The sequence below is a fragment of the Thermus altitudinis genome (genome assembly GCF_022760835.1).
Taxonomy (GTDB): domain Bacteria; phylum Deinococcota; class Deinococci; order Deinococcales; family Thermaceae; genus Thermus; species Thermus altitudinis.
Genome location: NZ_JAKTNQ010000033.1, coordinates 1 through 20,915 on the forward strand (window position 1 = coordinate 1; position 20,915 = coordinate 20,915).

Consider the following 20,915-nt stretch of genomic DNA (forward strand, 5'->3'; position numbering starts at 1 on the left):
TCCCCGACACCTGCGACCCGTCCGCCGGACGCCTCCACACCACCGTGGGCGCCGTGCGGTCTACGTTAAGGTTCTGAGAAGCACTTGCCTCATTTCCCGCACGGTCCCTAGCCACAACTCGGAGGTTCACATCGCCTTGGGGAAGATCTTCCGGTCTCAGGCTAAACGTATAGACCCCATTGCCCAAAGGTGTAAAGGCGCCCAAATCTTTCGCCCCGGCAAACAACCGAACCTCAGCCACACCAGAGAGGGCATCCGTGACGCTTACCCGCACCTCTACTGTTTCCTGGCCCAAGGGCGTGGGAACCGAAACGAAACTAACACTCGGAGGGTCGCGGTCCAGGGTGAAGCGCACGGAATCGCCTGACTTTTCCACCGACCCCACCCAAGCCTTTGGCGTGAGGGTGTACACCCCGGAAGGAAGGGTGCTGGGCAGCGTCCCTTCCCATACGCCCCCGCGCGGGGTAAGGGGGAGTGTACCGTTTTGCGGCCCCGTGTACGCCACCTCTGCCCGGTCCACCCTTGCCCCAGGTCCAGTAGCGGTAGCGTTCACTTGAACCATTAAGGAGTTGGTAAAAGCGTCCTTGGCAGGACTTTTGATAGCAACACTTAGGTTGATGGTACTGGAAGAAGTGCCGGAACCTGGGCTGGATAGGTTGTTACAGCCAGCCAAAAGGGCTAAGCTCACGATACCTGCGAGAAACAAGCCCGTACGCATGGTTTCCACCCCCACCCCTACTTCAAAGGGTACTTAACCTGGTATTCCTGGACCCAGCGAACCACCCCGCCGTTGGATGTCGTCACGTACCAGGTGACCAGGTAACGCCAGTTAAGGGGAGCTCCCTGCTGGAGGTGCTCAGCCGCCACTTTGCCATCCAGGCTAAAGCGGAAGGGTTGGGACTGCTTGGAAACGTAAACCACCCGCCCCTCCGACTCTTCTCTTCCCGCAGGCACCTCCACCCCCACAAACCCACTCCCCAGGGAAGAGCCTGCAAACACTTCGTTTCCTGAGTCGTCTATTACCTGATAATCGTAGCGCTCCAAGTAGCCTCCAGGAGCCCCTGGAGCCACCTGCACATAGGCGTTATTGCCCACCACGGTAATCTTGCCCTGATCATCCACCTCGTAACCCAGCTGGGAAGGGACAAGAAGCACCCGGTAGGGCTGTTGCAGGAAAACGTCCGAACAAGCGGGAAGCGTCAGCATCAAGGCCAAAACCCAAAAGATCCTAAATCCTTTCATAATCTCACCCCATCATTTCCTCACGCCACTTGGGATTGAGTATAGCAAAACTCAAGCGGGTAAGGCCCGCTAAGAAGTCCACGTTCTCCACCGCCACTTCCTTGGGCACCTCCAGCACCGTGGGGGCGAAGTTGAGGATGCCCTTAATGCCAGCGGCCACCAGGCGGTTGGCGGCCTCTTGGGCGGCCTCCCGGGGAACGGTGAGGAGGGCGATCTCTATGCGGCCTGGCACCCTCTCCGGCAAGAGGTCCAGGTGCTCCACCACCCCGTGCGCCACCCGACGGCCAATCTTTTCCGGGTCTACATCAAAGAAACCCCGTAGCTCAAAGCTCTCCCCAAAGCCGGGATAGTCGGCCAAGGCGCTTCCCAAGCGGCCCATGCCCACAATGCAAAGACCCCACCTCCTATTAAGGCCCAGGATGTGGCGGAGCTCCCGTTTGAGCACGGGCACCGTGTAGCCCACCCCCCGGGTGCCGTAGGAACCAAAGTAGGATAGGTCCTTACGCACCTGGAAGGCGGTCACCTGAGCCTCCTCCGCCAGCTGCTCGGAGCTGGTGCGGTGGATCCCCTTGGCCTCCAGTTCCTCCAGAATACGCAAATAGGTCACCAAACGGCTGATGGCGGCGCTGGGTACCTTCATCGCACCTCCAGGGCCTCGAGGCCCAAGGCCCGCACCTTGGCCTTAAGGGCCTCCTTCTCCCCCTCGGCCACCGGGCCGACGCGGACCCGGTAAACCCCATCCTTCACCAAGACCACCGGTAGGCCCATCTCCTTGAGCTTCCCCGCCAGGGCCAAGGCGTTTTCCTCCTTTTGGAAAGCTCCCACCTGGAGGTAAAGGGTGCCGGAGGCAGGCGGGGGTGCCCCTTGGCCCCGGTACACCTGGGCACCATACGAGGCCAAAGCCTCCGCCACCCGGCGCGCTTCCGCCTCGGTGGCATAAGGACCCACCACCACCCGGGTCAGGTTCCCCGCTGGCTCCAAGCGGGCCGGGTAACCCTTCTGAGCCAGCTCCTGGCGAAGCTTGGCGGCGTTTTCCGGGTTGGCGAAGGCTCCCAACGCCACCCGGTAGGCCCCGCTGGGCCCAGGGGAGGGAACAGATGGGGTTTCTGGCGGAGATGGGTGCTTGGCCGGGAGCGTGGGCTTGGATGCCGCAGGAGGTTTCGGAGCCGGGGATTCCCCAGGAGCCTGGGGAAGGGGCAGCACCATGACCACGGGCTCGGAAGCAGGTTTAGCCTCAGCAGGCTTTTCCTGAGGGGCAGGCGCCACCTGGGAAGGTGGAACCGAGGAGGGGGCAGGCGAGGAGGTCACCGAAGGCCCGGGCTGGAAGGAGGTGTCCACCTTGGACCGAGCAAAGGGATTGATTCCCGTCAGGTAAAGGACAATGCCCGCCGCCACCAAGGCGATGAGGAGAAAGATGAGGAAGTCCAACCAGTTCTCACGTAGCCAACGCATCCTACCTCCGCAGGAGGGCCTGCGCCTCCTTTGAGCCCAGGGCGGCTGCCTGGGCCAAGGCCCGCTGGCCTTCCGCCTCCCGGCCTAAACCTCTAAGGGCCAAGCCCAGGTTATACCAGGCCGCCGCCTGGTTGGGCGCCCTCTGCAACACCTCCCTCAGGACCACTTCCGCATCGCCAAACCGCCCCAAGGCCACCAGGGCCGCCGCCAGGTTGACCCCCACCTCCGGGTCCCGGCCAGACTCGTAAAGGGGGCGGAGGAGGGCCAGGGCCTCCTCGATGCGGCCCATTTCCAGCAGCAACGCCCCCCTAAGGGCCTGGGCCTCCGGGGTGGCCATCCCCTCCAGGAGCTTAAGGGCCTCCTCCTTCCGGCCCAAGGCATAGGCGGCTTGGGCCTTTAGGAAGGTACCGGGAGGCCCGGCCTCGTCGGCATAGCGGTAGGCGTTTTTGTAATCCCTTAAGCGCAAGGAGGCCACCGCCAAGCTTAAGGCCACCTGGGGCTCGGGGCTTACCCGGTAGGCGGCCATTAGGTACTCCAGGGCCCCTTTAGCATCCCCCGCCTCCAGGCGGGCCTGCCCTAGAAGGTAGGCGGCCTCCCACAGGGATGGATCCAGGGCATAGGCCTCCCGCAACAGGGGCTCGGGCTTAGGGGAAAGCTGGGCCTTGCGCAGGAGGAGCCGGGCCCTTGCCTTCCCCTCCACCGCCTTAAGCCCCCGGTCCAGCTCCCTTAGGGCCCTCTCCTTAAGGCCCTCCTCCGCCAGGATGCGGGCTAAAAGGTCCCAGCCCTCAACCCGCGTAGGCTCCCGGTTCACAAGGCCATAGAGCACCGGCACCGCCTCCGCCCGGGCCCCCGAGGCATACAGGGCCTGGGCCAGGGCCAGGTGGTAGGCCGGGCTCCGCTCTGGGGTAAGACCCTTGCGCAAGACCCCCGCCGCCTCTTTGGCCTGGCCCGCCTGGGTGAGGGCGCTGGCCCATCCCAGGTAGGCTTCCTCTGTGGGCCTGAGTTCCACCGCTTTGGCAAAGGCCTCCGCTGCTTCCTTGGGCCTTCCCAGGCGCAACTGGACCTGGCCCAGGTTGAAATGCCCCTCGTAGCGGCCGGGGAAGACCCGGACCATCTGGTCAAAGGCGAAGCGGGCCTCCTCGAGGCGGCCCAGGCGAAAGAGGCTTACCCCCAGGCCCAAATGGGCCTCAAAGAGGCCATAATCCTGCGCCAGAACCTCCTCGTAGGCCAGGGCGGCCTTGGCGTACTCCCCGGCCTTAAAAAGGCCATCCGCCCGCTCCAAGGAGACCTGGGCCCAGGCTATCCCAAACCCAAGGAGCAGGGGAAGGACTCGGGAAAAAGGATTCATCATAAGGGCCTCCAACGCGTCGTTGCCCTTAGCATAGCATAGCTCCAGGCCAAAGGCCCTTTGCTATCCTAAGGGCGTGGGTGGGGTCTTGGCTAAACCCTTGGACCTGGATGCCCCGAGGGTGCTGGTGCTGAATGCCGCCTACGAGGTCTTGGGGCTGGCCAGCATCAAGCGAAGCGTCCTCTTGGTGCTTTCCGGGGGAGCGGAGATGCTTTCGGAAAGCGGCCGCTACCTGCACACCCCATCCACCCGGATTCCCGTCCCCAGCGTCATCCGCTTGAAGCGCCTGGTGCGGCGGGGACCAAGCCGCATCCCCCTCAACCGCCGCAACATCCTGAGGCGGGACCGCTACACCTGCCAGTACTGTGGAAGGCAAGGGGGGGAGCTGACCGTGGACCACGTGCTTCCTAAAAGCCGGGGCGGCCGGAGTACCTGGGAAAACCTGGTGGCCGCCTGCCGTCCCTGCAACCTGAAGAAGGGGGACCGCACCCCCGAGGAGGCGGGGATGCGCCTGCTCAAGCCCCCCCGGGCGCCCAGGGCGCCCCTTTTTCTTTCCGACCTGAAAGAGGTCCCCGAGGACTGGCAACCCTACCTTCAGGTGTGGCTAACCTGAAGCCCCTAGCGCCGCACCGTAAGGAGCACCGCCAGGAGCACCAGGCCCGCCCCCAGGTAAGCCCATAGGGAAAGCACCTCCCGGAAAAGGAGATAGGCGAACAGGTTGGCCACCACGGGCTCGAGGGTGGCCACCACGCTGGCCCGGGTGGCGGGAAGGCGCTTTAAACCCGCATAGTAGGCCAGATAGGCCCCATACGTGGAAAACGTCCCCAAGAAGAGCAAGGCTCCCAGGCCCTTGGGGCTCAGAGGCGGGAACTCCACCCAGGGCAAAAGCCCCAAGGCCCCCACGGGCAGGGCGTAGAGGAAGAGGGTGGGGGTGGCGTAACGGGGAAGGTAAAGCTTGCCGAAGATGTAGTAAAGGGCATAGGTGAACCCGGAAAGGAGCCCGAAGAAAAGGGCCAGGTACAGGACCCGTACCCCACTCCCCCCTCCTGCCCCCATCAGCCCCACCCCCAGAAGGGTCAGGGCCACCGCCCAAAGCCCCGTGGGGTCCAGGGATTCCTTGAGAACCACCCGGGAAAGGAGGGCCACCCAGGCGGGGGCCGTGTAGAGGAGGACAGAAGCCAAGGCCGCCCCCCCGTAGACCACCGCCAGCTGGTAGGAACCGTAGAAGAGGGAAACCCCCACCAGACCGAAAAGCAGGAGGGGTAAGGCATCCCGGCCCTCCACCCTGACCTGGCGCAGGAAGAGGGCATGCGCGCCGAAGAACACCCAGGCGATGACCGCCCGGAAAAAGGCCACGGCAAGCGGGGTAAGCCCTTCCTGAAAGGCCAGGCGGCTTACGGGGCCGATGAGACCCCAAAGGAAAGCCGCCAGGAGCAGGTAGAGGTAGCCCATGGGGAAGAGTGTATAATCCCCCCGGTGCCCTATGGAGGCTGACCTATGAGCGCGCGCACCCTTTTTGCCCTCTTCGTCCTCCTTCTGCTGGTGCTCTTCGCCTGGCTCAACTGGGGGGAGATTACCAAACCCACCTCCCTATCCTTAGGCCTCACCCGGGTGGAAGCCCCCTTGGGCTTGGTCCTGGTGGTGGCCTTGGGGGTGGTTTCCCTCCTCTACCTCATCTTCACCATCGGCCTGGAAACCGCCGCCCTCCTGGAGGTGCGGCGCTACGCCCGGGAGCTTCTCCACTACAAAAAGCTGGCCGAACAAGCGGAGGAGAGCCGCTACACCGAGCTCAGGCGCTACCTGGAGGAGGAACTGAAGCGCCTGGCGGAGGCGGAGAAGGAGGAGATCCGGGCCCTCGAGGCCCGCCTGGCGGAAATCCTGGAAAAGCACGGCAACACCCTGGCCGCCTACATCGGCGAACTGGAGGACCAGGTGCTAAGGCTCCTCCAGGAGCGGGGAGGAAAGGCCTAAACGCCGGTACCCCATCCTGGGGCCCGGCGCCAAAGGGGTATCCTTGCCCCCTTTCGGTACCCTACTCCACCAGCTCCACCAGGGCCAAGGGCGCCCCATCCCCCCGCCGGCGCTCCGCCAGCTTCAGCACCCGGGTGTACCCCCCGGCCCGGTTCTGGTACTTGGGAGCAATCTCATCAAAGAGCTTGCGCACCAGCTTCACGTCCTGCAGATCCCTCAGCACCAGGCGGCGGGCGTGCAGGTCGCCCCGCTTGGCCAGGTGGATGAGGTGGTCCACAAACCCGGTGAGCTCCTTGGCCTTGGGCACGGTGGTGGTGATGCGGCCATGGGTGAGCAGGCTCTTGGCCTGGTTCCGGTATAGAGCCAGGCGGTGGGAAGAGTGGCGGTTCAACTTCCTTCCAGACTTTAGGTGGCGCATGGTCTCACTCCTTTAGGGCGAAGCCCCTCTTGGCCAGGGCCTCGCGGATCTCCTCGAGGCTCCTTTCCCCGATGCCGGGGATGTTCTTAAGGTCCTTGAGGTTCAAGGCCAAAAGCGCCCGCACCGACTCGATCCCCTCCTCCTTGAGGCTGTGAAGAACCCGGGTGGAAAGCCCTAGCTCCTCCAAGGGCAGGTCCAGGTCCTCCTCCCCTTCCGTGCGCTCCGCCGAAGCCGGCTCCGGGGCAGGCAGGGCGGTGGCCTGGGGGTTGGCGAAGTAGGAAAGGTGCTCCCTAAGGATCTCCACCGCCTGGTTCAGGGCCTCCAGGGGGGTCACGGAACCGTCCGTCCAGATCCTAAGGGTCAGCTTGTCCAGGTCGGTGCGCTGGCCAAGCCGGGTATCCTCCACCTGGAAGGCCACCCGGCGCACAGGGGAAAAGATGGCGTCCACGGGGATGGAGTTGATCCGGTCCTTGATGCCGTGGCGCTCGGCGGGCACGTACCCCACGCCCCGGTCCACCCGCACCTCCATGTAGAGCTTGCCCCCCTCCTCCAAGGTGGCGATGGGCAGATCGGGGTTTAGGATCTCGGCATCGGGTGGGACGACAAAATCCCCCGCCCTGACCACCTTAGGGCCTTGGGCCTTTAGGATCAGGGTGGTGGTCTGCATCCTGGGGTCCAGGAAGCGCACCACCAGCTCCTTCAGGTTCAGGATGATCTCCACCACGTCCTCCTTGACCCCGGGAATGGTGGAGAACTCGTGGAGCACATCCTCAATGTAGACGCTGGTGACCGCGGTCCCGGGGATGGAGGAAAGGAGAATCCGCCTCAAGGGGTTGCCCAGGGTGACGCCGAACCCCCGCTCCAGGGGCTCCAGGACGAACTCCCCATATTCCCGCCCCTGGGTGCGCACCGTGAAGACCGGGGCTTTCAGCTTGCTCTCTAACATAGACCTCCTTGCCAATATAGGGGCCAGGACAGGCCGGGCCCCTCCAAGGCTACCTGGAGTAGAACTCCACCACCAGCTGCTCGTTCACGGGCAGGGCCAGGTCCTCCCGATCCGGCAGGCGCAGGAACTTGCCCTTCATCCCCTCCACGTCCAAGGAAAGCCAGGGGCCCACCTTGCGGCCCTTCATGGCCTCGAGGTTCTCCCGGATGAAGGCCAGGTTGCGGCTACCCTCGGCGATGGCGATCTCGTCCCCCGGCTTCACCCGGTAGGCGGGAAGGTCCACCCGGCGCCCGTTCACGGTGATGTGCCCATGGCGCACCATCTGCCGGGCCTGGCGGCGGCTAGCAGCGAAGCCCAGCCGATAGACCACATTGTCCAAGCGGGACTCCAAAAGCCCCAGGAAGACGGTACCTGTAACCCCCTTCTTACGGCTGGCCTCCTCAAAGAGGTTGCGGAACTGGGTTTCCGAAATCCCGTAGATGCGGCGGAGCTTCTGCTTCTCCCTCAGGCGCACCGCGTAGTCGGAAGGCCGGCGGGTGCGCTTCTGCCCGTGCTGCCCCGGAGGGTAGGGGCGGCGCTCCATGGCGCACTTGGGGCTGTAGCAACGCTCCCCCTTCAGGTAAAGCTTCACTCCTTCCCGGCGGCAAAGACGGCAAACTGGACCAATGTAACGACCCATCTTCTCCTACTCCTTACGAAGCCTTGCGGAACTTTTTCTTAGGCCGGCAGCCGTTATGGGGCACGGGGGTGTCGTCCACGATGGACTTCACCTGCAAACCCGAGGCCTGGAGGGCCCGGATGGCCTGCTCCCGGCCCGCCCCAGTGCCGCGCACGATCACGTCCACGCTCTGCATGCCGTAGGCCATAGCCTTCTTTGCGGCGTCCATGGCCGCAAGCTGGGCCGCATACGGGGTGCCCTTGCGGCTTCCCTTGTAGCCGATGACCCCACCCGAGGACCAGGTGATGGGGTTGCCGTCCGGGTCGGTGATGGTCACGATGGTGTTGTTGTAGGAGGCGTGGATGTACGCCTTCCCACTGGCCACCTGTCGCTTGACTTTTTTCTTGGTCGCTTTTCTGGCCATACTCTCCCTCAGCTTTAGGAGTATCCACTGGCCCTAGAACTACTTCCTAGGCGCCTTCTTCTTGCCCGCCACCGTCTTGCGGGGGCCCTTCCGGGTACGGGCATTGGTACGGGTGCGCTGCCCCCTCACCGGCAATCCGCGGCGGTGGCGGAGGCCTCGGTAGCAACCGATGTCCATGAGACGCTTGATGTTGGCGGCCACCTCCGCCCTGAGCTCACCCTCCAGCTTCCAGGTGTTCTCCACGTACTCCCGAAGGCGCACCACCTCCGCCTCGGTGAGGTCCTTTACCCGGGTCGCCGGGTTGATCCCCGTCTTCTCCAAGGCCTCCTTGGCCCGGGCCGGCCCCACGCCGTAGATGTAGGTGAGGGCCACGTCCACCCGCTTGTTCCTGGGAATCTCCACACCTGCAATCCTCGCCACGTTCCCTCCTTACCCTTGCCGCTGCTTGTGCTTCGGGTTTTCGCAGATCACGTACACCCGACCGTGCCGGCGCACCACCTTGCACTTGTCGCACATCTTTTTCACCGATGCCCGTACCTTCATCTCGCCTCCTACTTCCTGTACACGATGCGGCCCCGCGTGGGGTCGTAGGGGGTAATCTCCACCACCACCCGGTCCCCAGGCAGGATGCGGATGTAGTGCATGCGCATCTTGCCCGAGATGTAGGCCAGGATCTCGGGCCCCGAGTCCAGCTTCACCCGAAACGTGGTGTTGGGCAAGGCCTCGGTAACCACGCCCTCTGCCCGAATGGTGTCCTTCTCCTTCGCCATACCCCTCCTACTGCGCCCGCACCAGGGCAACCCCGGTGAGAAGCTCCGGGCCCTCCTCCGTCACCAAGACGGTGTTCTCGTAGTGGGCGGCGAGGTTGCCAGGTCCGGCGCTCGCCGTCCAGCCATCTTCCAATATTACCACAGAGGCTGGGCGCAAGGTGACCATGGGCTCGAGGGCCAGGGTCATACCCGGCCGGATCTTGGGTCCCGTTCCCGGCTTGCCGAAGTTGGGCAGCTGGGGATCCTCGTGGATCTCCCGGCCTACCCCATGCCCCACGAACTCCCGCACCACCCCATACCCCCGGCCTTCCAGAAAAGTCTGCACCGCATGGGCCACATCCCCGATGCGGTAGCCGGGCCTAAGGTACTTAAACCCCTCCCAGAAAGCAGCCTCCGTGTCCCTTATGAGCCTTTCCGCCTCCGGGGAAACCTTGCCCACGGGAAAGGTCCGGGCCATATCCGCAGCGAAACCCCCGTAGATGAGGCCCACATCCACGGAGAGGATATCCCCTTCCTTTAGGGGCTCCTCTGAGGGAATGCCGTGAACCACCACCTCGTTCACCGAGGTGCACAGGGTGGCGGGAAACCCATATAGACCCAGGAAGGCCGGCTTGGCCTTGCGCTTCCTTATGGCCTCGTAGGCGATCCGGTCCAGCTCCTTGGTGGTGATGCCGGGCTCCACGTGCCGCCCCACCTCCTCCACCACCTCGGTGAGGAGGGCCCCCGCCTCCCGCATGCGCTCAATCTCCCATGGACTCTTCAGCTTGATGGCCATCAGATTCCTAAGGAAGCCCGGATGCGGGCGTAGACCTCATCAGGAGTACCCAGGCCATCCACCCGCCTCAAGGCACCCGTTTTCTCATAATACTGCACCAAGGGCTCGGTCTTCTCCCGGTAAACCCGGAGCCGGTGCCGGATGGTCTCCTCGTTATCGTCGGAACGACCCTCTAGCTCCGCCCGCTTCAGCATCCGGGCGATGAGCTCCTCCTCCGGCACCTCCACCAGCACCACCCCGAGGAGCCGGGTTCCCGTTTCCCCGAGGAGCTGGTCCAAAGCCTCGGCCTGGGCCAGGGTACGGGGAAACCCATCAAAAATCACCCGTTCCGCCAGCTCCTCCCGGATCAGGGCCAGGATGAGCTCATCCGGCACCAGGTCCCCCCGGTCCATGATGGGCTTCACCTGCTGGCCTAAGGGCGTGCCCCGGGCCACGTGGTCCCGGAGGATGTCCCCGGTGGAGAGTTTCTTAAAACCGAGCTCCACCGCAAGCCGCGAGGCCTGGGTACCCTTCCCCGCCCCCGGCGGCCCCAAGAAGATCACCGCTTCCCCCATCCTTCCTCCTAACGCGTGCGGCCGCGGATGCGGCCCTTGGAGAGGAACCCCTCGTAGTTCCTCAGCATCAGCTGGCTCTCAATCTGCCTAAGGGTATCCAGGGCCACGCCCACCACGATGAGAAGGCCGATGCCGGAAAAGGCGATGCTCTTCACCCCGGTGAGGTTCTGGATGATCTGGGGCAAGGCCGCCACCAGGCCCAGGAAAAGAGCCCCCCAGAGGGTCAGGCGGGAAACGATGTGCTCCAGGAACTTCACCGTGGGCTCCCCGGGACGGATGCCCGGGATGAAGCCCCCGTACTCCCGGAGGCTTTCCGCAATCCGCTTGGGGTCAAACTGCACCGCGGTGTACACGTAGGTGAAAAGGACGATGAGCGCCACCTCAATGAGTAGACCCGAGAAACGGGTGGGGTTGAAGAAGTTGGCGATGGCCTGGAGCACGGGGTTGTCCTGGAAGGGGGCGGTGAGGAAGATGGGAATCTGCAGAATGGCGGCGGCAAACACGATGGGGATGACGCCAGCGGCGTTCAGCTTGATGGGGATGTAGGTGGCCTGCCCCCCATAGACCCTTCTGCCCACCACCTTCCTGGCGTACTGGACAGGAATACGCCTTTCCGCCTGTTGCACCGCCGCCATCCCGGCAAAGGCCAAGACGATGAAGGCCAGGAAGAAGAGGAAGGCCACCAGGTTCACTTCCCCGGTGCGGATGAGGCCCGCGGTGCGGAAAAGCTGCGGCAACCAGTCCACCACGATCCCGGCAAAGATGATCATGCTGGTGCCGTTGCCGATGCCGTACTCGGTGATGCGCTCCGCCATCCAAAGGAGAAGGGCGATGCCCGCCACCTGGGTGACCACCACCACCAGCCAGAAAAAAGGACCGGGGGACCAGCCGGGAAGGAGAAAGCGCCCGCCCTCCGCCCCCAGGAAGGCGGTGGCCAGAAAGAATCCCTGGAAAGCCCCCAGAGCGATGCCGCCGATGCGGGTGTACTGGTTGATGATGCGGCGGCCCTCCTCACCCTCCTTGGAAAGCTTCTCCAGGGCGGGGACCACGTTCACCAAAAGTTGCATGATGATGGCCGCGGTGATATAGGGCATGATCCCCAGGGCAAAGATGGAGAAGCGCTCAAAGTTACCGCCGGAAAACAGGTTGATGATGCCGAAAACCCCCCCCTGGGTGGTGCGCAGGAACTCCTGGATCTTGTCCAGGTCCACCCCCGGGGTGGGGATAAAGGCCCCCAGGCGGTAGGCGGCCAACACCAGCAGGGTGAAGAGGATCCGCTGGCGCAGTTCGGGAATGGCCAGGGCGCTCCGGAAGGCCTTAAGCATCCTAAGCCTCCTTAGGCGTTTGCCCTTCAGGCAATGGGGCCAGCAAGACGGCCTCGCCGCCCGCAGCCTTCAGCTTCTCCAGGGCAGTTTTGGAAAAGGCGTGGGCCACCACCCTAAGGGGCTTAGCCTCCCCCTCCCCGAGCACCTTTAGCCTGTACCCCTTCTTCAGAATCCCGGCCTGGACCAGCATCTCGGGGGTCACCTCCCCCTGGAAGCGGGCCAGGTCCCTCAGGTTCACCCCCTGGTACCTGGGCCGCTTGATCTCCCCGGGCACCTGGCCCTGCATCCCCCGCTTGGGCAGGCGCATCAGGGTGGTGGAGCGCCCCCCTTCAAAGCGGCGCGGGTCCTTGAGGCCACCGGAGCGTGACTTCTGCCCCTTGTGGCCCCGGGTGGCCGTCTTGCCGTGGCCGGAGCCAGGACCCCGCCCCACCCGTTTCCGCCTCTTGTTGGCACCAGGATTGGGTTTTAGATCGGTGAGCTTCATTCCAGCACCTCCACCCGCACCAGGTGGGCCACCTTCTGGATGTTCCCCCGTATGGCGGGATGGTCTTCAAAGACCTTTTCCTTGTGAAGCTTGGTCAGCCCCAGGGCCTTCAAGGCCGCCTTCTGGTCCTTGGGATACCCAATGGGGCTTTTCACCAGCTTGACCTTAAGCTTGGCCATCACTCCTCACCGCCTTTCCGCAGGCGCTCCACATCCTGCTTGGTCTTAAGCTGCCTGAGCGCCTCCATGGTGGCGTAGGCGATGTTGATGGGGTTACGGCTCCCCAGCTCCTTGGTGAGGATATCCGTGATCCCGGCGAGCTCGAGGATGGCCCGGGGAACCGCCCCCGCGATCACCCCCGTACCCGGGGCTGCCGGCTTCAGGAGGATCTTGGAAGCTCCGTGCTCCACCTCAATCTCATGGGGAATGGTGCCGTTTTGGATGGGCACCTCCACCATGTTGCGGCGGGCGTAATACCCCGCCTTCTGCACCGCAAGGGGCACCTCCTTGGCCTTACCCAGGCCCAGGCCCACCCGGCCCTGCCGATCCCCCACCACCACCAAGGCTCCGAAGCGGAAGCGGCGGCCACCCTGGTAGGTCTTGGCGGTGCGCCGCACCAGGATCATCTTCTCTTCAAAATCGGTCTCGGGCATGCTTCCTCCTCGCTACGCGACCTAGAACTCCAGGCCCCCTTCTCTGGCCCCTTCCGCCAGGGCCTTGACCCGTCCGTGGTACTTGTAAGGACCGCGGTCAAAGGCCACCTTGGTGATCCCCAAGGCCTTGGCCTTCTCCGCCAAGGCCCGGCCCACCTGCCGGGCCACCTCCGTCTTGTTGCCCTGGAGCTTCAGGGCCAGGCTGGACTCGGCCACCAGGGTATGGCCCTTCTCGTCGTCGATGATCTGGGCGTAAATGTGGTTAAGGCTCCGGAAGACGGACAAGCGGAGCCGGCCCGCGCGCTTGACGCGGTTGCGCACCCGGAACTTGCGGCGTTCGTATGCGGTAAGCCGTGCCATGGTTCCCCCTACTTCTTGGCCCCGGCCTTGCCGGGCTTGAGGCGGACGGGCTCGCCCGCGTAGTAGATACCCTTCTCATGGTAGGCGCTGGGCTTCTTGATGGCGCGGAGGTTGGCGGCCACCTGGCCCACCTTCTGCTTGTCTATGCCCAGAACGCGAATCTTGGTGGGTTCGGGGACCTCAAAGGTCACGCCCTCCGGCGGCTCCACCACCACGGGGTGGCTGAAGCCCACGGTGAGCTCCACCGCCCGACCCGCAAGCCGGGCCCGGTAACCGATGCCCTTGATGAGGAGCTCCTTCACGTACCCCTCGGAAACCCCTTTGATGGCGTTGGCGATGAGGGTTCGGGTAAGGCCGTGGAGGCTCTTGTGCCGCCTTTCATCCGAGGGCCTTTCCACCCGCACCAGCCCCTCCTCCACCACCACCCGCATCTCCGGGGAGATGGGCACGGAAAGCTCGCCCTTGGGGCCTTTGACCTTAACCAGCCCCGGAGCCACCTCCAGGGTGACCCCCTTGGGCAAGGGAATGGGAAGCCGGCCAATCCTAGACATCACCACACCTCACAGATGAGCTCCCCACCCACGCCCAACCGCCGGGCCTCCCGATCGGTGAGAACCCCCTTGGGCGTGGACAGGATGGCAATCCCCAAGCCGCGGCGCACCCGGGGAATCTCCTTGACCCCCACATAGACCCGCCGCCCAGGACGGCTGATGCGGCGGATGTGGTTGATGACCTGTTCGGGCCGGGGGTCCAGCCCCTGGCGCCTTGGCCCGTACTTTAGGTAGATGCGCAGGACGGGTTTACCGTCCACCTCCACCCGCTCGTACCCCTTGATGAAGCCCTCCCGCTTGAGGATCTTGAGGATCTCCTCCTTGAAACGGGAGGCGGGCACCTCGGTGCTCTCCTTGTAGACCCGGGTGGCGTTCCGAATCCGGGTCAGCATGTCGGCAATGGGGTCGGTCAACATTTCCTCTCTCCTTTTACCTCACTCCTGGACCATGCGGTCTCGAGGGAACCCCCCCGACCGGCCACGGCCTACCAGCTGGCCTTCTTCACCCCGGGAAGCTGACCCTTGTGGGCAAGCTCCCGAAGGCAAAGCCGGCAGAGCCCAAAGTAGCGGTAGACGCTCCTGGCCCTCCCGCAGCGCACGCAACGGGTGTAGGCCCGCACCTTGAACTTGGGAGTACGCTTGGCCTTTTCGATCAACGCTTTTCTCGCCATGCTCGCCTCACTTGCGGAAGGGGAAGCCCAGAAGCTCCAAAAGGACCTTGGCCTCCTCGTCGGTCCGGGCGGTGGTGACCACCGCAATATCCATGCCCCTAAGGGCGTCCACCATGTCGTAGGTGATCTCCGGGAAGATGAGCTGTTCCCTAAGGCCCAGGTTGTAGTTGCCCCGGCCATCAAAGCTGGCCGGGTTTACCCCGCGGAAGTCGCGGATGCGGGGAAGCGCCACGTGCAGGAGCTTCTCCAGGAAGATCCACATGCGGTCGCCCCGCAGGGTAACCCTGAGCCCGATGGGCATCCCCTTGCGCAGCTTGAAGTTGGAGATGGACTTCTTGGCCCGGGTTATGGCTGGCTTTTGACCGGTGATGAGGGCCAGCTCTTTGGAAGCCTTCTCCAGGATGCGGGCATCCTCCTTGGCCTCGCCCAAGCCCTGGTTGACCACCACCTTCTCCAGCCTGGGCACCTCCCAGACGTTTTGGTAGCCGAAGCGGCGGATGAGCTCGGGCCGGACCTCCTCGTAGTATTTCCTTTTCAGCGCTACATCCAGGGGCATCTTACTCCTCCACGTCCAAAGACCCGCCGCACTTGGCGCAAACCCGGATCTTGCGGCCATCCTCCAGGAACTTCTTGCGCACCCGGGTGGGCTTGCCGCATGCGGGGCAGATGGGGCGCACCTTGGAGGCATGCAGGGGGGCTTCCTGCTCCACAAAGCCACCCTGGGGATGCTGGGGGCTGACCCGCACCGCCTTCTTGACGATGTTCACCCCCTCCACGATGACCGCACCCTTCCTGGGCAGAACCGCCTTCACCTTGCCCACCTGGCCCTTGTACTTGCCGGAGGCCACCAGAACCGTGTCCCCCTTCTTCACATGCACCTTGGCCTGCATCAGAGCACCTCCGGAGCCAGGGAGACAATCTTCATGAACCCCTTTTCCCGAAGTTCACGCGCCACAGGTCCGAAAACACGGGTGCCCCGGGGCTCCAGCTGGTTGTTGATGATGACGGCGGCGTTGTCGTCAAAGCGGATGGCCGAGCCATCGGGGCGCTTTACTTCCTTTTTGGTGCGCACCACCACCGCCTTCACCACGTCCCCTTCCTTCACCGCCCCGCGAGGGATGGCCTCCTTTACGCTGGCCACGATCACATCCCCCACGGTGGCGTATTTGGCGTTGGAACCTTTAAGGACCCGGATGCACATGATCTTGCGGGCCCCGGTATTGTCGGCCACCTCCAGGTAGGTTTGGGGCTGGATCATGCCTTACCTCCCCGCTTGGAAAGGCTGGCGTAGTTCTGCCTACGCACCAGGTACTTCTCCACCAGGTCCAACCGACCCCCTTCCACCAGGCGCAAAACCCTAAAGCGCTTGCGCTTGGAGATGGGGCGGGCTTCAATGATCTCCACCACGTCCCCCACCTGGTACTTCTCCTCAGGGTCGTGGGCCAGGTACTTTTTGGAGCGCTTGATCACCTTGCCATAGAGGGGGTGGGGGAACTGGCGCTCCACCAAGACCGTGACGGTCTTCTGCATCTTGTCACTCACCACCACCCCGGTCAGCACCTTCTTAGGCATTGGCCCTCCTCTTCTCGTTCAGGATCGTGAGGAGCCGGGCGATGAGGCGCCTGGTCTCCCGCACCCGGTGGTTCTGGGAAAGCTGGCCGATGGAGGCCTGGAAACGAAGTTCCATCAGCTCCCGCTTCTTCTCCCGAACCAGCTTTTCAATCTCACTGGGAGAGAGCTTGCGGATCTCACTGGGCTTCATCGTAGGCATCCCTCCTCACGATCTTGGTCCGGATGGGAAGCTTGTGGCCGGCAATGCGCAAGGCCTCGAGGGCCTGCTCCTCGGTGACCCCCGCCACCTCAAACATCACCCGCCCCGGCTTCACCACCGCCACGTAGCCTTCCACGTTGCCCTTACCCTTACCCATCCGCACCTCGAGGGGCTTCTTGGTGTAGGGCTTGTCGGGGAAGATGCGGATGAAGATCTTCCCCCCACGGCGGAAGTGGCGCACCATGGCCACACGGGCCGCCTCAATCTGCTGGGAGGTGATCCAGGCGGGTTCCATGGCCACCAGGCCGAAGTCCCCAAAGGCCACGTAGTCACCCCCCTTGGCCGCCCCCTTCATGCGGCCCCGGTGCTGCTTGCGGTACTTCATGCGCCTGGGCATCAACATGGCCTACTCCTCCTTCTTCACGCGCACGGCTGGGCGGCGGCGGCGGGGCCTCTCCTCCGCCCTTGGCTCCTCGGGCCGGGCCTTGGGCTTCTGGCCGCCAATCACCTCGCCCAGGAACACGTAGGCCTTGACCCCCAGCACCCCGTAGGTGGTGCGGGCCAAAGCGAAGCCATAGTCTATATTAGCACGCAACGTGTGGAGGGGCACCCGGCCCTCGGCCGCCCACTCGGTGCGGGCCTGCTCGGCGCCACCGATGCGGCCGGACACGATCACCTTGGCCCCCTTGGCCCCCGCCTCCATGACCCGCTGCACCGCCTGCTTGATGGCCCGGCGCACGGCAAAGCGGCGCTCAATCTGCTCCGCCACCCGCTGGGCCACCAGGGGCGCCGAGAGGTTGGGGTTATGGATCTCCTGGACGTTCAGGGCCACGTTCTTTCCCGTGAGCTGGGAAAGGGTGTCCCTCAGGACCTTGATCTTCTCCCCGCCCCGGCCGATGACCACGCCGGGCTTGGCCACGTGCACGGTTACGGCCACGTTGTCCGCAGCCCGTTCAATGTCAATGCGGGCCAGACCTGCCGGGTAGAGCTCCTTGGTGAGGACCTCACGAATCCTCTGGTCCTCCAGAAGAAGATGGCGGTACTGCTTCTTGCCCGCATACCAACGGGACTCCCAGTCCCGGGTGATGCCGAGCCTAAACCCGATGGGGTGGATCTTATTTCCCATGTTTCTCCCCCAAGATCACCGTGATGTGGCTGGTCTTCTTCTTGATGATGTCCGCCCGGCCCCGGGCCCGGGGAAGCACCCTCTTTAGGGCGGGCCCCTCGTCCACAAAGGCCGCCTTCACGTAAAGCCGGTCCTCCAGCATGTCGTGGTTGTTGACCGCATTGGCGGCGGCGGACTCCAGCACCTTGGCCACGTAATAGGCCCCCCGCTTAGGGGTGTAGCGCAGGAGGGCGCGGGCCTCCTCGAGGCTCTTCCCCCGGATCAGGTCCACCACCAACCGGACCTTCCTGGGGGAGATGCGCACGTAACGGGCAATGGCTTTCGCTTCCATGGCTACTTCTTCTTGGTGGCCTTAGCCTCTTTGCCATGCCCCCGGTAGGTGCGGGTGGGGGCGAACTCTCCCAGCTTGTGCCCCACCATGTTCTCGGTGATGTAGACGGGCACGTGCTGCTTGCCGTTGTAGACCGCAATGGTATGGCCCACCATCTCGGGGACGATGGTGGAGCGGCGGCTCCAGGTCTTGATGAGCCGCTTTTCCCCCTTGGCGTTCAGCTCCAGCACCTTCTCCAAGAGGTGTTCGTCAACGAATACGCCCTTCTTCAAGCTACGCGGCATGGCTCACCTCACTTCTTGCGCCGGGCGATGATGAAGCGGCTGGAGGGCTTCCGCCGCTTCCTGGTCTTAAGGCCCTTGGTCTGCCAGCCCCAGGGGGAAGCGGGAGGCCGGCCCCGGGGTGCCCGGCCCTCACCACCGCCGTGGGGGTGGTCCACCGGGTTCATGGCGGCACCCCGCACGTGGGGCTTGCGGCCCAGCCAGCGGGTGCGGCCCGCCTTGCCCAGAACGATGTTCTTGTGGTCGGCGTTGCCCACAGCCCCGATGGTGGCGTAGCACTCCCCGTGCACCTTCCTAAGTTCTCCGGAAGGCAGGCGCAGAATCACGTAATCCCCTTCCCGGCCCTGGATCTGGGTGCTGGTGCCAGCGGAACGGGCCAGCTTAGCCCCTTTCTTGGGCTCCAACTCCACCGCATGCACCACGGTACCCACAGGGATGAAGCGCAGGGGGAGGGCGTTGCCCACCCCTATAGGGGCATCCGGCCCCGCCACCACCTGCTGGCCCACCTGCAAGCCATCGGGGGCGATAATGTAGCGCTTTTCCCCGTCCACGTAGTGCAAGAGGGCGATGCGGGCCGAGCGGTTGGGGTCGTACTCGATGGCCGCCACCTTGGCGGGGATGCCTGCCTTATCCCAGCGCTTGAAGTCAATGATCCGGTAAAGCCGCTTGTGGCCGCCCCCCCGGAAGCGCACGGTGATGCGCCCCTGGTTGTTCCGCCCCCCCGTCTTCTTCAGGGGCTTGACCAAAGACTTCTCCGGCTCCGTTTTGGTGATCTCGGAGAAGTCCGCCACCGTCATGAAGCGGCGGCTTGGGGTGTAGGGTTTGAACTTCTTTACTGCCATCCTCTATGCCTCCTGCCGGATCGGGGCCGGGCCCCCCTCCCGGCTTAGGTCTAGATGAGGCCCTCCAAGGCCTCAATCTTCTGCCCGGCAGCCACCTGCACGATGGCCTTCTTGCGGTCGGGGCGCTTGCCCAGGTAACGGCCCAGGCGCTTCTTCTTTCCCCGCACCGTCATGGTGTTCACCCCCACCACCTTGACCTTAAAGGCCGCCTCCACGGCGTTTTTAATCTCCGTTTTGGTGGCCTTGGGGTGGACCCAGAAGGTGTACTTGCCCTCGGCGAAGCCGGCATAGGCCTTCTCGGAAAGCACCGGGGCCAGGATCACGTCAAAGGCGGTCTTCATGCCTCACCCCCCATGCGGGCCTGGAAGGCCTCCCAGGCCGCCAGGTCCATGACCAGGCGTCCGGTGCGCAGGATGTCGTAGACGTTGAGCCCTTCCGGGGCCAGGGTTACCACCCAAGGGAGGTTGCGGGCCGCCCGGCGCACCACCTCGTTGGCCGTGACCAGGAGGACGCTTTCCGCGCCGTCCAGCCCCGCGGCCTTGGCCCAGGCCAAAAACTCCCTGGTCTTGCCGTTCACGCCGGGGAAGTCCTCCACCAAAAGGAGCTTGCCCTCCCTAGCCCGGTCGGCCACGGCCATGGCCAAGCCCGCCTGCCGCACCTTCTTGGGCAAGGTGTAGCTGTAGTCCCGGGGCTTGGGGCCGAAAACCACCCCACCCCCCACGAAGATGGGGGCCCCGATATCCCCGTGGCGGGCCCGCCCCGTGTGCTTCTGGGGGTAGATCTTGCGGCTGGAATAGGCCACCTCACCCCGGGTCTTGGTGCTGGCGGTACCCCGGCGCCTTTTCGCCAGCTGCCAGCGCACCACCTCCCAAAGGAGATGGGGATTGATCTCCTGGGGAAGGTCAGCGGAAAGCTCCCGCTTGCCAGACGAGGAGAGAACAGGAATCTGGTACACCATACCCTCCTTTACTTGGCCACCTTCTTGGTCTCGCGCACCAGCACCAAGCCCCCGTTGGGGCCAGGCACCGCACCCTTGACCAAGAGGAGGTTTTCCTCGGGGATCACGTCCACCACCTCGAGGTTCATCACCGTGACCCGCTCAGCCCCATAGCGCCCGGCCATCTTCTTTCCCTTGTAGACCCGGCCTGGGGTCTTGCGGTTCCCGATGGACCCAGGGTGGCGGTGGATCTTGTGGGCACCGTGGGAATCGGGGCCACCGGCGAAGTTCCAGCGCTTCATTACCCCCGCCGTGCCCCGGCCCTTGGAGGTGCCGGTCACGTCCACCCGCTCCCCCGCTTTAAAGATCTCCACCGTCACCACGTCGCCTTCCGGGTTGAAGCCGCGGATCTCCTTCAGGATGCGCACCGGCCCCACCCCAGCCCGGGCGAAATGCCCCTTCATGGGCCGGTTCACCCGCTTGGGGTTTTGGGGCAGGAAGCCCAGCTGGACCGCCGTATACCCATCCTTTTCCGGCGTCCGGCGCTGGACCACCGGGCAGGGGCCCGCCAGGATCACGGTGACGGGAATGGCCCGGTCCTCCCGGTAGATCCGGGTCATGCCCACCTTCAGGCCCAGGATGCCCTTCATTTGCCACCCCCCACGGTCTTGATCTCGATCTCCACCCCGGTGGGCAGGTCCAGGGACATAAGGCTCTCAATGGTCTTGCGGTTGGGGTTCAGGATGTCCACCAGGCGGTGGTGGGTGCGCAGCTCAAAGTGTTCCCGGGAGTCCTTGTGCTTGAAAGGACCCCGGATCACGGTGAAGCGCCTAACCCGGGTAGGCAGGGGCACGGGACCCGAGACCTGAGCCCCGGAGCGCCGGGCCGCTTCCACGATCTTCTGGGCCGAGGCGTCCAGGGTCTTGTGGTCAAAGCCCCGTAGCTTGATGCGGATCTTGGGCATGCCTCACCTCACTCCAGGATCTTGGTGACCACGCCGGCGCCCACGGTCCGCCCACCCTCACGA

At 64.3% G+C, this 20,915-nt stretch carries 38 protein-coding genes; 2 read left to right on the plus strand and 36 right to left on the minus strand.

Annotated features, from left to right (window positions below):
• Window positions 1-735: 735 nt before the first annotated feature.
• The 4 genes from L0D16_RS10335 to L0D16_RS12525 are packed head-to-tail and all read right to left on the minus strand — an operon-like array spanning window position 736 to window position 4,042.
• Window positions 736-1,242, minus strand: a complete 507-nt coding sequence (locus L0D16_RS10335) for a hypothetical protein (protein WP_243031850.1) — start codon at window positions 1,240-1,242, stop codon at window positions 736-738.
• Window positions 1,243-1,246: 4 nt separating this feature from the next.
• The gene (locus L0D16_RS10340) at window positions 1,247-1,882 is read right to left on the minus strand and encodes a redox-sensing transcriptional repressor Rex (RefSeq protein ID WP_243031851.1); all 636 of its coding nucleotides are present in this window, start codon (window positions 1,880-1,882) and stop codon (window positions 1,247-1,249) included.
• Window positions 1,879-2,694: an SPOR domain-containing protein gene (locus L0D16_RS10345; protein WP_243031852.1), complete on the minus strand. Its 816-nt coding sequence runs from the start codon at window positions 2,692-2,694 to the stop codon at window positions 1,879-1,881. The genes L0D16_RS10340 and L0D16_RS10345 overlap by 4 nt, the downstream gene beginning before the upstream one ends.
• Before the next feature lies 1 nt (window position 2,695).
• Window positions 2,696-4,042 carry a tetratricopeptide repeat protein gene (locus L0D16_RS12525; protein ID WP_423247867.1) on the minus strand — a complete coding sequence of 449 codons (1,347 nt, stop codon included), beginning with the start codon at window positions 4,040-4,042 and terminating at the stop codon, window positions 2,696-2,698.
• A 100-nt stretch (window positions 4,043-4,142) separates the two neighbouring features.
• On the opposite strand from L0D16_RS12525, the gene L0D16_RS10365 reads away from it, so the two are divergent.
• Window positions 4,143-4,655 carry an HNH endonuclease gene (locus tag L0D16_RS10365; RefSeq protein WP_114313022.1) on the plus strand — a complete coding sequence of 171 codons (513 nt, stop codon included), beginning with the start codon at window positions 4,143-4,145 and terminating at the stop codon, window positions 4,653-4,655.
• Between the two features lie 5 nt (window positions 4,656-4,660).
• Here the strand turns inward: L0D16_RS10365 and L0D16_RS10370 are convergent, their stop codons facing one another.
• Entirely contained in the window at window positions 4,661-5,494 is an 834-nt protein-coding gene (locus L0D16_RS10370) for a DMT family transporter (RefSeq protein ID WP_243031853.1), read from the minus strand.
• A gap of 45 nt (window positions 5,495-5,539) precedes the next feature.
• Here L0D16_RS10370 and L0D16_RS10375 point away from each other — a divergent pair, with 45 nt between their 5' ends.
• On the plus strand, window positions 5,540-6,013 hold the full coding sequence (locus L0D16_RS10375; protein WP_243031854.1) for a DNA cytosine methyltransferase: 474 nt from the start codon (window positions 5,540-5,542) through the stop codon (window positions 6,011-6,013).
• Between the two features lie 61 nt (window positions 6,014-6,074).
• On the opposite strand, the gene rplQ is transcribed toward L0D16_RS10375, so the two are convergent.
• From rplQ to rpsJ, 31 genes are all read right to left on the minus strand, one after another.
• Window positions 6,075-6,431: a 50S ribosomal protein L17 gene (rplQ, locus tag L0D16_RS10380; protein WP_019550483.1), complete on the minus strand. Its 357-nt coding sequence runs from the start codon at window positions 6,429-6,431 to the stop codon at window positions 6,075-6,077.
• Between the two features lie 4 nt (window positions 6,432-6,435).
• Window positions 6,436-7,377 (minus strand): DNA-directed RNA polymerase subunit alpha, encoded by a 942-nt coding sequence (locus L0D16_RS10385; protein ID WP_243031855.1) that lies wholly within the window; start codon window positions 7,375-7,377, stop codon window positions 6,436-6,438.
• Between the two features lie 49 nt (window positions 7,378-7,426).
• A complete protein-coding gene (gene rpsD / locus L0D16_RS10390; RefSeq protein WP_015718085.1) occupies window positions 7,427-8,056 on the minus strand; it encodes a 30S ribosomal protein S4 in 630 nt (209 codons plus the stop codon).
• 13 nt (window positions 8,057-8,069) lie between these two features.
• A complete protein-coding gene (gene rpsK / locus L0D16_RS10395; RefSeq protein ID WP_015718086.1) occupies window positions 8,070-8,459 on the minus strand; it encodes a 30S ribosomal protein S11 in 390 nt (129 codons plus the stop codon).
• A 39-nt stretch (window positions 8,460-8,498) separates the two neighbouring features.
• The gene (rpsM, locus tag L0D16_RS10400; protein ID WP_015718087.1) at window positions 8,499-8,879 is read right to left on the minus strand and encodes a 30S ribosomal protein S13; all 381 of its coding nucleotides are present in this window, start codon (window positions 8,877-8,879) and stop codon (window positions 8,499-8,501) included.
• A gap of 9 nt (window positions 8,880-8,888) precedes the next feature.
• Window positions 8,889-9,002 (minus strand): 50S ribosomal protein L36, encoded by a 114-nt coding sequence (gene rpmJ / locus L0D16_RS10405; protein ID WP_041438733.1) that lies wholly within the window; start codon window positions 9,000-9,002, stop codon window positions 8,889-8,891.
• Window positions 9,003-9,010: 8 nt separating this feature from the next.
• A complete protein-coding gene (infA, locus tag L0D16_RS10410) occupies window positions 9,011-9,229 on the minus strand; it encodes a translation initiation factor IF-1 (RefSeq protein WP_003043942.1) in 219 nt (72 codons plus the stop codon).
• A gap of 7 nt (window positions 9,230-9,236) precedes the next feature.
• Complete coding sequence (map, locus tag L0D16_RS10415) at window positions 9,237-10,004, minus strand: type I methionyl aminopeptidase (protein ID WP_243031856.1); 768 nt, start codon at window positions 10,002-10,004, stop codon at window positions 9,237-9,239.
• Window positions 10,004-10,558: an adenylate kinase gene (locus L0D16_RS10420; protein ID WP_243031857.1), complete on the minus strand. Its 555-nt coding sequence runs from the start codon at window positions 10,556-10,558 to the stop codon at window positions 10,004-10,006. The genes map and L0D16_RS10420 overlap by 1 nt, the downstream gene beginning before the upstream one ends.
• An 8-nt stretch (window positions 10,559-10,566) precedes the next feature.
• Complete coding sequence (gene secY, locus L0D16_RS10425) at window positions 10,567-11,883, minus strand: preprotein translocase subunit SecY (RefSeq protein ID WP_243031858.1); 1,317 nt, start codon at window positions 11,881-11,883, stop codon at window positions 10,567-10,569.
• Between the two features lies 1 nt (window position 11,884).
• A complete protein-coding gene (gene rplO / locus L0D16_RS10430) occupies window positions 11,885-12,367 on the minus strand; it encodes a 50S ribosomal protein L15 (RefSeq protein WP_243031859.1) in 483 nt (160 codons plus the stop codon).
• Window positions 12,364-12,546 carry a 50S ribosomal protein L30 gene (rpmD, locus tag L0D16_RS10435; RefSeq protein WP_243031860.1) on the minus strand — a complete coding sequence of 61 codons (183 nt, stop codon included), beginning with the start codon at window positions 12,544-12,546 and terminating at the stop codon, window positions 12,364-12,366. The genes rplO and rpmD overlap by 4 nt, the downstream gene beginning before the upstream one ends.
• Complete coding sequence (gene rpsE, locus L0D16_RS10440) at window positions 12,546-13,019, minus strand: 30S ribosomal protein S5 (RefSeq protein ID WP_243031861.1); 474 nt, start codon at window positions 13,017-13,019, stop codon at window positions 12,546-12,548. Before rpsE ends, rpmD begins: the two co-directional genes overlap by 1 nt.
• Window positions 13,020-13,040: 21 nt before the next feature.
• Entirely contained in the window at window positions 13,041-13,379 is a 339-nt protein-coding gene (rplR, locus tag L0D16_RS10445; RefSeq protein ID WP_243029070.1) for a 50S ribosomal protein L18, read from the minus strand.
• Between the two features lie 8 nt (window positions 13,380-13,387).
• The gene (gene rplF, locus L0D16_RS10450) at window positions 13,388-13,930 is read right to left on the minus strand and encodes a 50S ribosomal protein L6 (protein WP_114312981.1); all 543 of its coding nucleotides are present in this window, start codon (window positions 13,928-13,930) and stop codon (window positions 13,388-13,390) included.
• Window positions 13,930-14,346: a 30S ribosomal protein S8 gene (rpsH, locus tag L0D16_RS10455; protein WP_114312982.1), complete on the minus strand. Its 417-nt coding sequence runs from the start codon at window positions 14,344-14,346 to the stop codon at window positions 13,930-13,932. The genes rplF and rpsH overlap by 1 nt, the downstream gene beginning before the upstream one ends.
• Before the next feature lie 68 nt (window positions 14,347-14,414).
• The gene (locus tag L0D16_RS10460) at window positions 14,415-14,600 is read right to left on the minus strand and encodes a type Z 30S ribosomal protein S14 (RefSeq protein ID WP_018111303.1); all 186 of its coding nucleotides are present in this window, start codon (window positions 14,598-14,600) and stop codon (window positions 14,415-14,417) included.
• 7 nt (window positions 14,601-14,607) lie between these two features.
• Entirely contained in the window at window positions 14,608-15,156 is a 549-nt protein-coding gene (gene rplE, locus L0D16_RS10465) for a 50S ribosomal protein L5 (protein WP_243031862.1), read from the minus strand.
• 1 nt (window position 15,157) lies between these two features.
• The gene (gene rplX / locus L0D16_RS10470; protein ID WP_243029075.1) at window positions 15,158-15,490 is read right to left on the minus strand and encodes a 50S ribosomal protein L24; all 333 of its coding nucleotides are present in this window, start codon (window positions 15,488-15,490) and stop codon (window positions 15,158-15,160) included.
• Window positions 15,490-15,858 carry a 50S ribosomal protein L14 gene (gene rplN / locus L0D16_RS10475; protein ID WP_003043914.1) on the minus strand — a complete coding sequence of 123 codons (369 nt, stop codon included), beginning with the start codon at window positions 15,856-15,858 and terminating at the stop codon, window positions 15,490-15,492. The genes rplX and rplN overlap by 1 nt, the downstream gene beginning before the upstream one ends.
• Entirely contained in the window at window positions 15,855-16,172 is a 318-nt protein-coding gene (gene rpsQ, locus L0D16_RS10480) for a 30S ribosomal protein S17 (protein ID WP_243029076.1), read from the minus strand. Before rpsQ ends, rplN begins: the two co-directional genes overlap by 4 nt.
• Entirely contained in the window at window positions 16,165-16,362 is a 198-nt protein-coding gene (rpmC, locus tag L0D16_RS10485) for a 50S ribosomal protein L29 (RefSeq protein WP_243029077.1), read from the minus strand. Before rpmC ends, rpsQ begins: the two co-directional genes overlap by 8 nt.
• Window positions 16,349-16,774 (minus strand): 50S ribosomal protein L16, encoded by a 426-nt coding sequence (gene rplP, locus L0D16_RS10490; protein WP_038058331.1) that lies wholly within the window; start codon window positions 16,772-16,774, stop codon window positions 16,349-16,351. Before rplP ends, rpmC begins: the two co-directional genes overlap by 14 nt.
• A 3-nt stretch (window positions 16,775-16,777) precedes the next feature.
• Window positions 16,778-17,497 carry a 30S ribosomal protein S3 gene (gene rpsC, locus L0D16_RS10495; RefSeq protein ID WP_243031863.1) on the minus strand — a complete coding sequence of 240 codons (720 nt, stop codon included), beginning with the start codon at window positions 17,495-17,497 and terminating at the stop codon, window positions 16,778-16,780.
• Window positions 17,487-17,828, minus strand: a complete 342-nt coding sequence (rplV, locus tag L0D16_RS10500; protein WP_243031864.1) for a 50S ribosomal protein L22 — start codon at window positions 17,826-17,828, stop codon at window positions 17,487-17,489. The genes rpsC and rplV overlap by 11 nt, the downstream gene beginning before the upstream one ends.
• 2 nt (window positions 17,829-17,830) lie before the next feature.
• Window positions 17,831-18,112 (minus strand): 30S ribosomal protein S19, encoded by a 282-nt coding sequence (gene rpsS / locus L0D16_RS10505; RefSeq protein WP_114312989.1) that lies wholly within the window; start codon window positions 18,110-18,112, stop codon window positions 17,831-17,833.
• Between the two features lie 8 nt (window positions 18,113-18,120).
• The gene (rplB, locus tag L0D16_RS10510) at window positions 18,121-18,951 is read right to left on the minus strand and encodes a 50S ribosomal protein L2 (RefSeq protein WP_243029080.1); all 831 of its coding nucleotides are present in this window, start codon (window positions 18,949-18,951) and stop codon (window positions 18,121-18,123) included.
• A 50-nt stretch (window positions 18,952-19,001) separates the two neighbouring features.
• Window positions 19,002-19,292, minus strand: a complete 291-nt coding sequence (locus L0D16_RS10515; protein ID WP_015718106.1) for a 50S ribosomal protein L23 — start codon at window positions 19,290-19,292, stop codon at window positions 19,002-19,004.
• A complete protein-coding gene (gene rplD, locus L0D16_RS10520; protein WP_243031865.1) occupies window positions 19,289-19,909 on the minus strand; it encodes a 50S ribosomal protein L4 in 621 nt (206 codons plus the stop codon). Before rplD ends, L0D16_RS10515 begins: the two co-directional genes overlap by 4 nt.
• An 8-nt stretch (window positions 19,910-19,917) precedes the next feature.
• Window positions 19,918-20,538, minus strand: a complete 621-nt coding sequence (gene rplC / locus L0D16_RS10525; RefSeq protein ID WP_243031866.1) for a 50S ribosomal protein L3 — start codon at window positions 20,536-20,538, stop codon at window positions 19,918-19,920.
• Window positions 20,535-20,852 carry a 30S ribosomal protein S10 gene (gene rpsJ / locus L0D16_RS10530; protein ID WP_015718109.1) on the minus strand — a complete coding sequence of 106 codons (318 nt, stop codon included), beginning with the start codon at window positions 20,850-20,852 and terminating at the stop codon, window positions 20,535-20,537. Before rpsJ ends, rplC begins: the two co-directional genes overlap by 4 nt.
• Window positions 20,853-20,915: the final 63 nt, after the last annotated feature.